General features: G+C 32.7%; 12 protein-coding genes. 10 read left to right on the top strand and 2 right to left on the bottom strand.

Annotation, left to right across the window (positions count from 1 at the left end; all coding sequences use genetic code 11):
- Positions 1 to 54: 54 nt before the first annotated feature.
- The 8 genes from KA926_RS05525 (at position 55) to uidA (ending at position 11,440) form a co-directional block, all read left to right on the top strand.
- The gene (locus KA926_RS05525; protein ID WP_107384266.1) at positions 55 to 762 is read left to right on the top strand and encodes a MerR family transcriptional regulator; all 708 of its coding nucleotides are present in this window, start codon (positions 55 to 57) and stop codon (positions 760 to 762) included.
- A 174-nt stretch (positions 763 to 936) separates the two neighbouring features.
- Positions 937 to 1,617 carry a GntR family transcriptional regulator gene (locus KA926_RS05520; RefSeq protein WP_107384267.1) on the top strand — a complete coding sequence of 227 codons (681 nt, stop codon included), beginning with the start codon at positions 937 to 939 and terminating at the stop codon, positions 1,615 to 1,617.
- Positions 1,618 to 1,655: 38 nt separating this feature from the next.
- Complete coding sequence (gene gntK, locus KA926_RS05515) at positions 1,656 to 3,206, top strand: gluconokinase (RefSeq protein WP_107385957.1); 1,551 nt, start codon at positions 1,656 to 1,658, stop codon at positions 3,204 to 3,206.
- Positions 3,207 to 3,394: 188 nt separating this feature from the next.
- Positions 3,395 to 4,753, top strand: coding sequence for a gluconate:H+ symporter (locus tag KA926_RS05510; protein ID WP_107384269.1), 1,359 nt, complete (start codon positions 3,395 to 3,397; stop codon positions 4,751 to 4,753).
- Between the two features lie 503 nt (positions 4,754 to 5,256).
- Entirely contained in the window at positions 5,257 to 6,333 is a 1,077-nt protein-coding gene (locus KA926_RS05505; RefSeq protein ID WP_107384270.1) for a YkvI family membrane protein, read from the top strand.
- Between the two features lie 136 nt (positions 6,334 to 6,469).
- The gene (locus KA926_RS05500) at positions 6,470 to 7,684 is read left to right on the top strand and encodes a helix-turn-helix domain-containing protein (protein ID WP_107385956.1); all 1,215 of its coding nucleotides are present in this window, start codon (positions 6,470 to 6,472) and stop codon (positions 7,682 to 7,684) included.
- A gap of 522 nt (positions 7,685 to 8,206) precedes the next feature.
- Complete coding sequence (locus KA926_RS05495) at positions 8,207 to 9,610, top strand: MFS transporter (protein WP_210143728.1); 1,404 nt, start codon at positions 8,207 to 8,209, stop codon at positions 9,608 to 9,610.
- A gap of 36 nt (positions 9,611 to 9,646) precedes the next feature.
- Positions 9,647 to 11,440, top strand: coding sequence for a beta-glucuronidase (gene uidA / locus KA926_RS05490; RefSeq protein WP_107384272.1), 1,794 nt, complete (start codon positions 9,647 to 9,649; stop codon positions 11,438 to 11,440).
- 428 nt (positions 11,441 to 11,868) lie between these two features.
- Here uidA and KA926_RS05485 read toward each other — a convergent pair whose 3' ends face one another.
- Both KA926_RS05485 and KA926_RS05480 read right to left on the bottom strand, forming a co-directional pair.
- Positions 11,869 to 13,593 carry a glycoside hydrolase family 3 protein gene (locus KA926_RS05485; RefSeq protein WP_107385954.1) on the bottom strand — a complete coding sequence of 575 codons (1,725 nt, stop codon included), beginning with the start codon at positions 13,591 to 13,593 and terminating at the stop codon, positions 11,869 to 11,871.
- Positions 13,594 to 13,596: 3 nt separating this feature from the next.
- Positions 13,597 to 14,442 (bottom strand): HAD hydrolase-like protein, encoded by an 846-nt coding sequence (locus KA926_RS05480; protein WP_210143727.1) that lies wholly within the window; start codon positions 14,440 to 14,442, stop codon positions 13,597 to 13,599.
- 501 nt (positions 14,443 to 14,943) lie between these two features.
- Here KA926_RS05480 and KA926_RS05475 point away from each other — a divergent pair.
- Both KA926_RS05475 and KA926_RS05470 read left to right on the top strand, forming a co-directional pair.
- Positions 14,944 to 15,585 (top strand): beta/alpha barrel domain-containing protein, encoded by a 642-nt coding sequence (locus KA926_RS05475; RefSeq protein WP_107384275.1) that lies wholly within the window; start codon positions 14,944 to 14,946, stop codon positions 15,583 to 15,585.
- Positions 15,586 to 15,886: 301 nt separating this feature from the next.
- Positions 15,887 to 16,066, top strand: coding sequence for a hypothetical protein (locus KA926_RS05470; protein ID WP_107384276.1), 180 nt, complete (start codon positions 15,887 to 15,889; stop codon positions 16,064 to 16,066).
- The last annotated feature ends 108 nt before the right edge of the window (positions 16,067 to 16,174 follow it).

Genomic DNA, 16,174 nt, shown 5'->3' with positions numbered 1-16,174 from the left:
ACTTGCTCGTTACGTTAGGTCACCATGTATGATTAACGTCAAGGAGGTTATTTTATGACACTATATCAAACAGGAGAACTAGCTAAACATTGCAATGTAACAGTAAGAACAATTCAGTATTATGATAAGAAAGGATTGTTACAATCGGTACCATCATCAAGTAATGGTAGACGTCTATTTGATGAACAAAGCAAAGTAAATTTAGAAATTATCTTAATATTGAAATCGATGGGATTTTCGTTAAAAGATATAAAAAAGCTATTAACTGAAGACAAAAAATTACAAGCAGTAAAATTCATGTTATATCAAAAGAGATCTGAGATTACTGAAGAAATTGATAAAATGAAGCTTACTGCTTATGAAATCAAACAACTGGAAAACAGTATCAGTGACAATACGCAAGCGCCGATTGAAAAGTTGGTTAACACACATAAATATACCATTCAAAATCAGCGGGGCACGGCATTATACATGTCGCTACTATATAAATTAAGTCCAGCCATCATAATACAGTATACATCAATCATGGCTAGTATATTACTAAAAAAATGGGTGCCATTTTTAGTAACATTACCTATTTTAGTGGCTTATGCTGGGGTTATGACAAAAGCGATATATCAACGCGTGAATTATTTATGCCCGAATTGTCAACAAATATTCAAACCTAAATTGGCGACGTGGATGTTTGCTACACATACACCTAAAACCAGAAAATTACAATGTCCGTATTGTCATCAAACACATCATTGTGTATCGCGGTAAAAATATAAAACCATTAAAATAGAAAATTTCGGTATGTCTAGTGAAAACTTGGCATGCCGCTTTTTTATGGAATTAAAAGGATATCTATACAATTGCAAGCGCTTGCAATCAAGCGGAATGTATATTACTATACTTGTATACAAGTATATCGATTAAGTGGAGAGGTGAAGTCGGTTGGAATATATTTATCCAGAACAATGGCTTGAAGGTGTTTCTAAAGGTGAAATGATTGCTTCAGAAATACGCTTAAGGATTGTTGATGGGATGATTACACCAGACACATTGTTAACTGAAAACCAAATTGCTCAAGAATTTAATGTGAGTCGTTCTCCAGTAAGAGATGCATTTAAATTATTAAAACAAGATCAGTTAATTCATTTAGAACGTATGGGTGCCTATGTCTTACCTTTTAAAGATAATGAAAAAAAAGAACTGTATGATTTAAGAATTATGTTAGAATCATTCGCTTTTAATAAGATAAAAAAAGATAATCATAAGCAAATAGTTAAAGAAATGCGAAAACAACTAGAAATGATGAAAGTTGCTGTTAAATTTGAAGACGCTGAGGCATTTACAGAACACGACATGAAATTTCATGAAGTGACGATATTAGCTTCAAAACATCAATATTTAAAAACATTTTGGAATAATTTAAGGCCAGTAATGGAAGCGCTTATTTTATTATCTATGCGCAAGCGCATGAATGAAAACCCAGTGGATTTTGAACGAATCCATCATAATCATGAAGTGTTTATCGATGCAGTTGCAGCGCAAAATGCAACAAAACTAAGAGAAGCATTTCATTTGAACTTTGACGATGTTGGCGAAGATATAGATAGTTTTTGGATGAAATAATAACTGTCAAGCAAGAGGTATAAATAGGAGGCAAAACCATGAAATACATGATAGGCGTTGATATAGGTACGACAAGTACGAAAGCTGTGCTTTATGATGAAAAAGGGCAGTTTATTATGAAACATAATATTGGTTATCCTTTGCATACACCAAATGTAGAAGTGTCAGAAGAAAACCCTGATGAGTTATTTGATGCAGTACTGATGACAATTAAATATGTTATGAGAGAAGCGAATATTCATAAAAACGATTTGAAATTAATTTCATTTAGCGCTCAGATGCATAGTTTGATTTCAATGAATGCTAGTCATCAACGATTAACTGAGAATTTGACATGGGCAGATAATCGCGCGACTAAATATGCAGAAATGATTAAAGACAAGTATGACGGTGATGCGATATACAGTAGAACAGGTACACCGATTCATCCAATGTCACCTTTATCTAAAATATTTTGGATGAAACATGAACAACAAGAAATATACAATCAAACAGCGATGTTTGCAGACATTAAAACGTATATTTTTTATCAGTTATTTGAGACATATGTAATTGATCAATCGATGGCTTCATCTACCGGTATGTTCAATCTAGAAAATCTAGACTGGGATCAAGAAGCATTAGCATTGTTAGGTATTCAATCATCTCAATTGCCTGAAATTGTGCCGACAACACATATATTAAAAGGGATGAAACGTCGCTATGCAACTTTAATGGGCATAGACGAAAATACACCAATTGTGGTAGGCGCTAGTGATGGCGTATTGTCAAACCTAGGTGTAAATGCGTTTAAAAAAGGTGAAGTTGCTGTAACAATTGGAACTTCTGGTGCAATAAGAACCGTAATAGATAAGCCACGAACAGATTATAAGGGAAGAATTTTCTGTTATGTTTTGACTGAAGATCATTATGTCATTGGAGGACCAGTGAATAATGGTGGTGTGGTATTACGATGGTTGCGTGATGAATTGTTGGCAAGTGAAGTGGAAACAGCAAAACGTTTGGGCGTTGATCCTTATGATGTACTGACTAAAATTGCTAATCGTGTCAAACCAGGTGCAGATGGGTTGATATTCCATCCGTATTTAGCAGGTGAACGTGCACCATTGTGGAATGCAGACGCAAGAGGCTCATTCTTTGGATTAACCTTAGCTCACCAGAAAGAACATATGATTCGAGCAGCATTAGAAGGCGTGCTATATAACCTTTATACAGTCTATCTCGCACTAATTGAAGTAATGAATGAAACACCGTCAACAATTAAAGCAACGGGTGGTTTTGCTAAGAGTGAAATGTGGCGCCAAATGATGGCGGATATCTTTGATACGGATTTAATCGTCCCAGAGAGTTATGAAAGCTCATGTTTAGGTGCTTGTGTACTTGGTATGAAAGCACTTGGTGAAATTGAAGATTTTTCCATTATTGAAGAGATGGTAGGTACAACAAATCAACACCATCCAAATCCAGATAATGTGAATGTTTATCAAAAACTAATATCAATTTTCATCAATTTAAGTCGTTCTTTAGAAGAGCGCTATGCTGAAATCGCTACGTTTCAGCGTGAACATATGGTTAAAGATAAAGCATAGATACTGTTGATACAAATTGAGTGAATGACAAGCTATAAATAAAAATATGCAATTTTCATTTATAGCTGTATATTCATTCAAGTTAAAAAAATTAAATTTTTAGACATTTAAGTAAGCGTTATCATGATGAAGGTAATACCTTTTGAAATTATGAACGGTTATGCTAAATGTTGAAGGGGAGAACAATTATGTTTGAAACAATTTGGCCGTTAATTACAGTGGTTATAGGTATCGTCGTATTACTATCACTGATTATTTTCTTGAAGTTAAATACATTTATATCATTGATTATTACATCTATTGTCACTGCTATTTTACTAGGTATGCCTTTAGATAAAATTATAGAAACCATTGAAAACGGTATGGGAAGTACTTTAGGTCATATCGCTTTAATTTTTGGCTTAGGTGCGATTTTAGGTAAACTATTGGCAGATGGTGGAGGCGCTACACGTATTGCTGATACACTTATTAAAAAGTTTGGACATAAACATGTCCAATGGGCAATGCTAATTGCAGCCTTTATTGTAGGTATAGCGTTATTCTTTGAAGTAGGATTAGTACTATTAATCCCATTAGTATTTACGATTGCAAAACGTGCTAATGTCTCACAATTAAAACTAGGACTTCCTATGGTTGTAGCACTATCTGTGACTCATGGTTTCTTACCGCCACATCCAGGACCAGTTGTCATTGCTAAAGAACTACAAGCTAATTTAGGTCATGTGTTACTTTACGGTATTATCATAGCCATACCTGTTACTATTATTGCAGGTCCATTATTTAATAAAGTGGCACAAAAGCTTACGCCAACTGCTTATCAACGCGAAGGGGATATATCAGCTTTAGGCGCACAAAAAGAATTTTCAGAGTCTGAAATGCCTGGATTTGGCATCAGTTTACTCACAGCAATTTCACCAGTTATTCTTATGTTACTTTCTACAATTGTTCAGTTAGTGACAGGTAATGAAGAAGCGACGAATGGCTTTGAATCATTCATTTACTTTATTGGTACTGCTGGTACAGCGATGTTAATTGCTGTGCTATTTGCGATTATAACAATGGGTGTAAGACAAGGTAGAAAAAATGCTGAAATCATGGATTCTGTATCAAACGCGATCTATCCTATTGGAATGATGATTTTGATTATAGGTGGTGGCGGTACGTTCAAACAAGTACTTATAGATGGTGGTGTTGGTGACACTATAGCTAAATTGTTTGAAGGCACTGAAATGTCTCCTATATTACTCGCATGGGTAGTTGCAGCTGTTTTAAGAATTGCATTAGGCTCATCTACAGTAGCAGCTATTTCATCAACAGGTATTGTATTACCATTACTACAATCATCAGATGTAAATGTTGCATTAGTAGTATTAGCTATTGGAGCAGGAAGTGTTATCTTGTCTCACGTGAATGATGCAGGTTTCTGGATGTTTAAAGAATACTTTGGATTAACTGTTAAAGAAACATTTCTAACATGGTCATTACTTGAAACGGTTATTTCAGTTTCAGGATTAGTATTCATCCTTATACTAAGTATCTTTGTATAATAAAATAACATAGAAGCATATATATCATTGAGTGTGACTCAATGGCATATGATTATAAAGAGGCTGAGACATAATGGATTCGCCCAACCTCATTTCATATTGTCAGTAGATGGCTTTTAATTATTAATTTTAAAAATATATGTCATTTATATCTATATAATTGTTAGTAAAAGGCTAGCTTAAAGGTAATAATAATAATTCGTTATCAATCATATGTGCAACAAACTGTATGCTTAATAGACAGGTAGATGAAATCAAACGGAATATATTTGATTTCAACTACCTGTCTTTTTTATTTACTACTTAATACAATCAATCAAAATATGAGCTAGCGCTATAATACTTCTTTAAGGTATTTCAACATAACTTATGGATAAAATGATAAAATTAAGTAACTATAATGGTTTTAAGTATTTCATATAACAAATGTAAAGTAATCATAGATATTATGATTGAAATTTTACTTGAGTTGTATATAGTAGATTCAATAAGGGGGTAAAATGATGAAAAGAATATTACTGATTGCTAGTGCTTTTATCGGTGTCATCGTTGGGGCTGGCTTTGCTTCTGGACAAGAAGTGCTGCAATATTTTACTAGTTTTGGTATTTTGGGTACTTTGGGTGCTATCATTACCACGGCATTGTTTGCTTATGTTGGGATGATGTTAGTTTGGTTAGGGAGCAAGTTTGATACAGACTCACACAAAGTAGTTATACATAATATTACTGGTGAATCACTATTTGGAAAATTATTGGGATGGATTATTGATTTAGTCATTATCTTTACTTTGTTTGGTGTTGGTGTAGTGATGATTGCAGGTGCTGGGTCAAATTTAAATCAACAATTCGGCGTACCATCGATCGTTGGTACATTACTAATGACCATACTAATCATACTTGCAGGTATGTTGAAGGTAGAAGGTGTAGTGAAAGTTATTGGTAATATCACGCCATTTTTAATTGTGTTTATATTAATTATTTCGGTTTATAGTTTCATGACTACGAATGTACCTTTTTCAGAATTAAATACAATTTCAGATGCAAAACCTTCAACATTGCCTAATTGGTTTGTTGCAGGCATCAATTATGCTTCGTTTAATACTGCAGTAGGTGCATCAATGGCTATTGTTATGGGGGGAGCAGAAAAAAATTCGAAAGTGGCAGCAATTGGTGGTTTATTAGGTGGTCTGATTTTAGGCGCTATGATTGTGTTAAGTCATTTAGCAATTTTTACACAAATCAATATTGTCGGTAATATGGAAATGCCAATGTTAGGTATTGTAAATCATATATCACCAATCCTAGGTATCATCATGGCACTTGTGATCTTTGGCATGATTTTCAATACAGGGTTGGGCATGTTTTATGCCTTTGCCACACGTTTCACCGTAGTTGATTCTATACGTTTTAAAATATTTTATACGCTTGCAATCCTAGTAGGGCTTTGCTTAAGTTTTGTTGGATTTACGGATCTAGTAGCAATCTTTTATCCTTTAATCGGTTATTTAGGTTTGGTACTTATCTTTGTCCTATTTTATGCACCGTTTAAATTAAAATTCGGTAAGAAACATAAACAATAGATATATGGCCATGAAGCGTCTTGTAGGTCTAAATATATAAAATCTAAAAAACAAATTAAATATTTTTTATTCATTTGATACTCTATTCCTTAATATTTAGATATAATAAAAATATAAGGAATGGGGTGTTTTTTTTATGAAAAATGAAACGCTAGAAATATTGCAAATGCATGCTATACAATTATTAGGTATTCAGTTGGAAGGTTATGATATGGACGACATAAAAGCAATTAGTAACCATATTAAGACACCGTTTATGAATACTACTAGAAAACAATATAAAAATGAGTTAAAACATTTTATTGTGCATATGCAGAGTAACAAAATTTACCATTATAAAAATAGTTTTAATGTTAGCTTTTTGATTTTTAAATTTAAAAAATATAGAAAGATTTATATTATTGGGCCTTATATGGATAAACGACCCAATGAGCGACAATGTAATGAGATGTTACTTAATTTAAATATTAAAATTTCTAAGTTGCCCACATTGAAACAATATTTACTTAAAATTCCGATATGTCATCATGTTAAAGCGCAAAAAATGTGTCGTTTAGCAATTCGTTTTTTGAAGAATAGAAACATCGTCTATGAAACGGTGGATATTGACTTCAGTTTTCATGCAAATGAAGCATTTTTAGCTGATTCTAAGCTTCAAAGTGATTACACACTACAAGAAATAGAGTATAGATATAATTTAGAAAATCAATTGTTGACTGCGGTAGAAAACGGAAATGTTGAAGAAGCATTATCTATTTTAAAAAAGATGAGTTTGTCTGTGACTGGTTTACGTCGAGTGAAGGATGATCTATCAAATGAGCAATATAAAGCATATTTAATCAATACTTTATGCCGCAAAGCTGGAGAAAAAGCTGGTGTGAGTCTCATACATATTGATGAAATATCCGCTAAATATGCTGCGATGATTGATCGGACACTGGATGTAGAAGTACTAGAAGAATTAACGTATGCAATCGTTAAGGAATACGCAGAAAGAGCTATGAAAATAAAAGCGAATGCCTTTAGCCCTAAAGTAAGTAAAGTGATTCAATATATTGAAAGAAACTTAGATAGTAATTTAACGTTAGAAGAGTTAGCGAATTATGTTGATTTGGCACCTAGCTACCTATCAAGAATTTTTAATCAAGAATGTCATCAATCTTTATCTCAATTTATTACATCGTTAAGAATAAAAAAAGGACGTGACTTAATAGCACGGACAAAAATGACTGTAGCGGAAGTTGCAAAATATGTCGGTTTCAGGGAACAGAGTTATTTCGCACAATGCTTTAAAAAGCAATATGGTAAGACACCATTGAAATATCGGACTGAACATAAAGAATTTTATTAGTTGATATAGTATAAAAAATCAGAAAATTAAATATTCAATATAAAAATTGTAAATAAAATTAGGAAAATATCAAAAAAATCATAATATCCTCTAAAATTAATTGAAATATTACCAATTCACATTAAATTTAGACTGAATTTGTGATTTTTAGCTTAATCGTATGTAGTAAAGTATTGTATCAATTTGAACTGGCGTTATTACAGACTTTAGCAATAGTTGAAAAAGAATAACATAAAAGAGAAAAGTGTTTTGTTTTTTAACAACGTTGTTATTTTTTGTTGACTGTTGCTATTATAAAAATATAATAAAAGTAAGAGCTCTATCAAAAGTGTTAAGGGTGTATGCACGTGAAAATAATAAGCGAATCTATTTTATAGGGTAAAAATTTTTATGCATGGAAGAAAACGCTTTCAATTCTATGGATAATGTAATGATTGATGGCCACATTCAATAAAACATACTATGAAACTACAAAGATGAGGTGCACAAATGTTGTTTCGATAGTGGAAAGAGGTAATCCTTATGGTTACAGCCAGATTAAAACCGGCAAATACGAAATTGAAAAAGTTTAATGAAATTGAATCACCGAAATTGAAATTTAAAGAAAAATTAGCTTATGGTTTTGGGGATTTAGGGAACGGATTAATGTTTGATATGGGGCAAATTTATTTATTGCTTTTTTATACAGAAATTTTGGGAATTCCCTCTGCTATAGGTGGGCTAGTATTTTTAGTTGCTAAATTTTTCGATGCATTTGTAGACACGGGTGTAGGTACCCTTGTTGATAATCAGAAAAATTTTTCAAAACGAGGCAAATTTAGACCATTTATATTATATGGAAGTATTCCTTTGGCAATATTGACTGTCTTAACCTTTATTTCACCTGATATCAGTGAGACTGGTAAAATTATATGGGCATTTGGAACATATTTACTCTTTAATGCTGCTTATTCTGTCGTTAATATACCTTATGGTTCATTGTCTGCTTCAATGACAATTAATGCAGATGATCGTACGCAACTATCAGTATTCCGTAATTTAGGTTCACAAGGTGCTATGTTTATTTCGGGTATAGTTATTATTCCTTTAGTAAGTTTATTTCCGAATCATGCGATTGGCTATCCGATTGCAGTAGGTATACTTGCAATTGCAGGTGTGACACTACATATGTTGTGCTATAAAGGAGTTAAAGAGCGTCATACAATAGAACGTCCACAAGTAAAAGGTTTGGGACGTAAAGCGTTTTTTAATTTACTGAAAAATAGACCATTTATTATTTTAGCAATTTATACATTGTTAACGATTACTGCTTTATTTTTACAACAAGGTGCACAACTTTACTATTACAAAAATGTACTTGGTTTCGATAATTTAATAGGTATTGTAAGTACATTGAATTTTATTGTTTTAATACCAGCATTATTCCTTACTACTTTCTTAAGTAAAAAAGTAGGTAAAAAAATGACGGCAGTCATAGGCGTAAGTGGTTTTATTATTTTCCAAATCGTAAACTTTTCATTATTTTCAGAGCAAATTATTCCGTTCTTAATCATTAACACGATTGCACAATTATTCTTGGTTATTCCTAATACAGTAACATGGGCATTTATAGCTGATGTTGTAGAATACGGACAATGGCAATCAGGACTTAGATCTGAAGGTATTATTTATGCAAGTTATAGCTTTACTAGAAAAATATCACAAGGCTTAGCAGGTTTTATACCAGGTATGGCATTAACGATTATTGGTTATGTACCTAATGCGGCACAAACGCCGGATACAATATTCGGTTTAAAAATATTATTCTTTGTGGTACCCGCAGTCATTTGTTTAATTGCGGTGATACTTTTCTTCTTTGCATACCCATTAACAGATCAGAAACATAAACAAATTGTTAAAGAGTTGGCACTTAGAGAGGAATTATAATTATTTTGTATTTCATTTTATGAGAGGAGCATTTATATGCTATATCCAGTAACAAACGAACAGAGAAGTATTATAGACTTAAACGGTGTTTGGCAATTCAAATTAGAAGAGAACCATGATCAAATCGATGTAACGAAACCTTTAGACACTGATTTAGTTATGGCAGTGCCAGGTTCATATAATGATCAAGGCGTAACTGCTAACATACGAAATCATGTAGGGAACGTATGGTATGAAAGAATGTTTACGATACCTAAAGTACTATCAGATGAACGAATTGTATTGAGATTTGGTTCTGCTACACATAAAGCAACAGTATATATTGATGGTCAAGAAGTCACATCACATCAAGGGGGATTTTTACCTTTTGAAGTGGAATTAGGGCAAAAATTCAGTTCAGGGCAACATCGCTTAACTGTATGTGTAAATAATATATTAGACGAAACGACGTTACCTGTTGGTAATTATAGCGAAACAACGGACAAAGACGGCAATTTGATTAAAAGAAATAAACCTAATTTTGACTTTTTTAATTATGCTGGTTTGCATAGACCTGTAAAAATTTACACAACACCACAAATATTTATTGAAGATATTGAAATTGTTCCGGAGGTTAAAAATGATGTAGCAGACATCAATTATAATATTTCTATCAATGAGTCGGTGGATGATATTTTAGTTAAATTGATAGATGAAGCGGGAGAGGTTGTAGCAGAAACTTCTGGTGCTAATGGTTCTATTAAGATAGAACAGCCTCATTTATGGCAACCACTGAATGCTTATTTGTATCATTTAGAAGTAACGTTAATAGATAATAACCAAGTTGTAGACAGCTATGCTGAACGTTTTGGTGTACGTTCTGTAGAAGTGAAGCAGGGACAATTTTTAATCAATGAACAACCATTTTATTTTAAAGGGTTTGGTAAGCATGAAGATACCTACTATAATGGCCGAGGATTAAACGAAGTAACGAATGTTATGGATTTCAATCTTATTAAATGGATTGGCGGTAACTCATTCAGAACTTCACATTACCCTTATTCTGAAGAAATGATGCGATTGGCAGATGAACAAGGTATTGTTGTCATAGATGAAACAACTGCTGTTGGTGTGCACTTAAACTTTAGTACCATATTATCTGGAGTTGAGGCAAGAAATACATTTAAAGAAATTGGCACGAAAAAAGCACATGAATCCGTAATCAAAGATTTGATTGCTCGAGATAAAAACCATGCATGTGTAGTTATGTGGTCAATAGCTAATGAACCAGCTTCTACTGAAGAAGGCGCAAAAGAATACTTTGAGCCATTAATCAACTTAGCACGTTCTTGCGATCCACAAAACAGACCTGTAACCATCGTAACTATTTTAATGTCACAACCAGATAATTGCCAAGTTCAAGATTTAGTAGATGTATTATGTCTGAACAGATATTATGGTTGGTATACACAAACAGGTGACTTGGAAGCCGCTAAAGAAGCTTTACGAACTGAGTTAGATGGTTGGAGTGAAAAACAGCCGCACAAGCCAATTATGTTTACAGAATATGGTGCAGACACTGTAGCTGGCATGCATTCATTAAATGACGAATTATTTACAGAAGAGTACCAAATTCGTTATTATGAAGCAAATCATGAAGTCATTGATCAATATCCACAATTTATTGGTGAACAGACATGGAATTTTGCAGATTTTGAAACTTCTACCGAGATTATACGTGTTCAAGGAAACAAAAAAGGAATATTCACGCGTGAACGTCGTCCTAAAGCGGTAGCACATTACTTTAAGAAACGTTGGGAAAATATTCCTAATTTTGGTTATAAATCATAATTATATAAGAACAATGACAAGTATATTTACCCTGAAGCCGATACCAAGCTTTAGGGTTATTTTTAATTTATAGAAAGTGATATTAACCTATACCAATATTAATATAAAAATTTTCTTGTAATGGTAAGCGAGTTATATTATAAATTAGTTCCTTTATTTGGCTTAAGGGCAGATATTAAATAAGACGAAAGTGTTTAATGATGCTATTCTAAACATTTCTATTCATTACGATTTTGTATCATGTTAACACCATAACAATGAAGTATGTGAGAGAAAACAAGCTCAACCATGCATCTCCAAGTAAATACATACGATTTAAAACAAAAGCACTGCAAAATAAAAAGGACTAATCCTTATTTGATAAGGATTAGTCCTTTGTTTGAGCATGGGTTTTATAACGATAGATTATATTGTAAAACGTGGTTCATTTATAATTTTGCTTGCCATTTATCTGTCCAAACTAAATCATTATATTGCCCTTTAAATTCACTTTCTCCCATGATTTTATCAATGGTCTGTTTAATTGTTTCTTTATTAGAATGATAAGCGTTTATATAAGCTTTAACCATTGTTGCATCATGCAAATGAGTGGTGAAATTGGTAGAAATAAATACGGTTGGTACTTCATGTACATACCATGGTATTTCATTACTCATGGCAGTACCCCATTTAATACGATAGTTATTTTCTGCAGCATAACCGATAATGTTTGCAAATACTAACGCGGCATCTACTTTTTCACGATATTCTAATGTTTTACCTTTAATACGTGTTGAACCATCATTCAATGTGACATTGAATCCACGTGATTCAAGTTCATTTATAATATCATCTGTGACGTTATTAGCAGATTTATAGATACCATCTTTTTCACCTTCTATCACATAAAGCATAATATTTTTATGTGTTTCAGGTCGGATAGGTAACTGATTTAAAGTGTTTTTCACAAGTGTGATCCCCATATCGGCTGCTTCTGCACGCATTTCTAAATGTTCTGTACAACCGATGATATCTAATGCTTCTTGTGGTTGAATAATTGAACCATCTTCTTGTTTAATGTGTAGATTGAGTTGTGCTTTTAAACCTAAGATACGTCTTACGGCATCATTTAATCTCTCTTCTGTTATGACGCCGTTTTTATAACCATCGAGCATAAATTGGTAATCTTCTTCTAAATCATTAAAGAACAAGAACATATCACAGCCAGATGCAATGGCTAATGGAACATAATCTTCACGACGCATAGAAGCAGTCATACCTAACATATGACTAGCGTCGGTAACGACTAAACCGTTAAAATGCATATCATCTTTTAGTAAATCAGTTATAAGTTCAGAAGAAAGTGTTGCAGGCAAAATGTCTTTATCTTCCAGACTAGGATTTAATTTTTTAGAATAAGCAGGTTGTGCAATATGTCCTGCCATTATCATTTGTACACCACGGTCGATATGATGTTGATAAACTTTACGGAAGCTATCGTCCCATTCTTCGGTAGATAGTTCATTTACGCCGAGCACTAAATGTTGGTCACGTTCTTCCGTACCATCACCGGGGAAATGTTTGATACATGTAATCATATCGCGTTCTGCATTAAAGCCGTCAATAAATGCACTTGAATATTTAATAACTGTTTCAGCATCTGTGCCATATGCACGTGTATTAACGATTGTGTTGCGCCAATTTTTAAGTATATCTACACAAGGATCGAAATTAATATGAACACCTAGTGCGGATGATTCACGTGCTGATACAAGACCAGCATTATATGAAACTTTTGTATCTTGAGCAGCTTCACATTGTGCAGCACTTGCGATATAAGTACCATCTTTACATGCACCATTTCCACCAGAATCACAGTTTGCTGCTACAAGTACGGGAACTTTAGTATGTCTTTGTAAATCATTGAGTAAGTTTTGAACATCTTCTTTGTTCCCACCTTCATATCGTGCGCCTCCAATGTGATAACGTTCAAGTATATCTTTATTAGTTAAGTCTGCATCAAAGAATTTTTTACCACCCTCTAAGGAAAATAAGTTGAAAAATAATTGACCAATTTTTTCTTCGTCTGTTAATTTGCCAAGTGTTTCTTCTACCCATGTTATTTGATTGTCATTTAAATGATATGGTGATGCTGTCAAATCTACTTTAACCATAGTTTATGCCTCTCCTTCAAAATTATTAAAAAATATTTGTTTTAAAGTGTCGTGTGTGTATTGGTTGAATTTACCATTTTTAAACAATTTTAAATATTTATTGTTAAAGTCTAGCCATGATTGATTTTCATGGCCTGCTAATATTGGATAAAAGTACATATTATGCGATTCTGCTGCTTCTAAGTCTCCTTTGGCATCTCCTAACATGATGATGTCTTCTAAATTGTAATATTGTTTTAAGTGCTCTAAACAGTGCTCTTTTGTACCTGCTTCTTGCGCAAACATGCCACTTAAATAGTCTGTTAATTTGTATGTGTTCCATTCATATTCAACTGCTGCCAAATTTGCTGATGACACTATTGCGATATCAGCAAAAGTTGAAGCGTTTTTTAGAGATGCTTGTACATATTTAAATGGTCCAATACTTGGTAAGGTTTTGATAATATCATTCACACGGTGTGACCAAGATAATGCTTTTTGTAATCCAATTTGTTGTGGATAGTTTGATATGGCTTTTTCCAGTGCTGGGTTAGAGAAAGCATCTGTTGTTTGTACCCAATGCTTAATATGTTCATAGCCCTCAATTTGAATGACTTGTTCAACAAGTTCACTTAACATACGTTCTAACCCTTTAAAGCGATTAATGCCTCTAGTGATTTCATATAAGTTTATATCATTCCAGCGCTTTAATAGCTTGGACTCTATATTTTGTAATTGCCATTCTTCAACAATAGCTGGACCAAACGCACGCTCATGCTTTATAGTCATCGAATCGATGGCACACCCGTCAGAATCAACACAAATTAATTTTTTAAATCTAGGTTTATAAAGTGATAAAGAATCAATCATTTAATCTGTTCCTCTCAAGTTAAATTACAATCTTAATGATTATTTAATTAAAAATATGTGTGCTTTATCATAACCATCGCTTTACTTAGGATTGTATTTTAAGCAAAGTTTACGAATATAATAAAGCGCTTTCTTTATACTATTAAAGTTAGCATTCATAATAGAAAAAAACTAGCACATTTCGTGTAACTTTGTGAGTTTAATCACAAAGTTAATGTTTTATGTCATTTTATTACTAAAATAGTTATTTTATTAATAAAACTATTATCTATTTGATTGAAGTACGTAATCAGAGGTGCGTACGTTCCTTCTTTGGTGTATAACATCTCTGGCATTCGTTTTGTGAATAAAACACCAATATGCTACATAGAAACTAGTGTTTGAGCAAATCCGTCAACGGAATAAAATGTAGCATCGTATTAAAGGTTCGTTTAGTATTCATTGACGAAAATGAGATAAAAATTACAATGAAATAAAATGACGTAGAAAGGACAGGCGCTAATGGATAAATTGCTTACTTTGGAACAATTACATCGTAATTACTTGATAGGAGTAGTGAAAGGATGTACTTGTGAAGATGCTATATTGAAAAGTGAAAAAATGATTGAGAGTGGTATCAAAAATATTGAAATAACATTTAACACGCCTTATGGAGAATTAGCCATAAAAACGTTAACGCAAAAATTTGATAAATCAATTATTGTTGGTGCAGGTGCGATTCAAAATGCTGTAACAGCACGTGTAGCGATTATAAATGGTGCCCGCTATATAGCAACTCCACATTTAGATGTCCAAATAGCGCATATTTGTAATGTATACCAAATACCTTACTTGCCAAGATGCGGTTCGAAAGATGAAATCATACAAGCGATGCAATATGAAGTAGAAGTGATTAAACTGTATCCTGCAAATATATTAGGAGTGAATTTTATGGAAAACATCTATGGAACCATTCCAAATATAAATATAATACCTTATGGTGGCGTGTCATTAGAAAATATAGATCAATGGTATAAAAACGGTGCATTTGCTATTGGGATTGGTAATGCATTAACTAAAGGGGCTCAAAAAAACCAGTTAGATACGATTATTAATCAAACACATGCGTTTGTAGAAAAGCTAAATTCAATGCGTTTGCACTAAAGTGATTAGCTGAAATATTACAGAACTACTTACTATAAACGATTAAGCAAAATATTGAAGAGACAAACAGCTTAAACGTAAAGTTCTCACTGGCCTATGCGGAATATTTAGAAAAGCATTCATTTTTAAAATTAAACAATTTGTCAATCTAAAAATATGTGAAATATATTAAAAAAGGCTAAAAGTGAGTATTTTGTGAAATTAATCACAAAATACTTTAAAATTCTATTACTTTCGATTATGATAAGAGTGTAGAAGATAACAATGCCTAGCGAAAGAAAAAATACGGAGTGATTATTAAATGAGAAAAGTAATTGAAGAAGTCATTTTTTCAAATGAAAGTAGTTATGACATATACACACATACTGGTGTGAATCAAGGCATTATTAATGACATTAAAGATGGATACAGAAGTATTGATTATATAGCTTATATTGACGCAGAAAAACTATACAACTATGGATTAGAAAAAAGCTACTAGTAAGTAATTAATACACTGTATTCATCTAGTAGCATCGAAGTTTGTGCACACATATTTCATCGTGTGTTGTGCATAAAACTTCATGTATATTATTCTCCCTAGTATCAC

Source organism: Staphylococcus sp. GDY8P94P, from assembly GCF_017892255.1.
Classification (GTDB): Bacteria; Bacillota; Bacilli; order Staphylococcales; family Staphylococcaceae; genus Staphylococcus; species Staphylococcus cohnii.
Note: the sequence above shows the minus strand (reverse complement) of the source record. Positions and strands in the feature narration are given on the sequence as shown.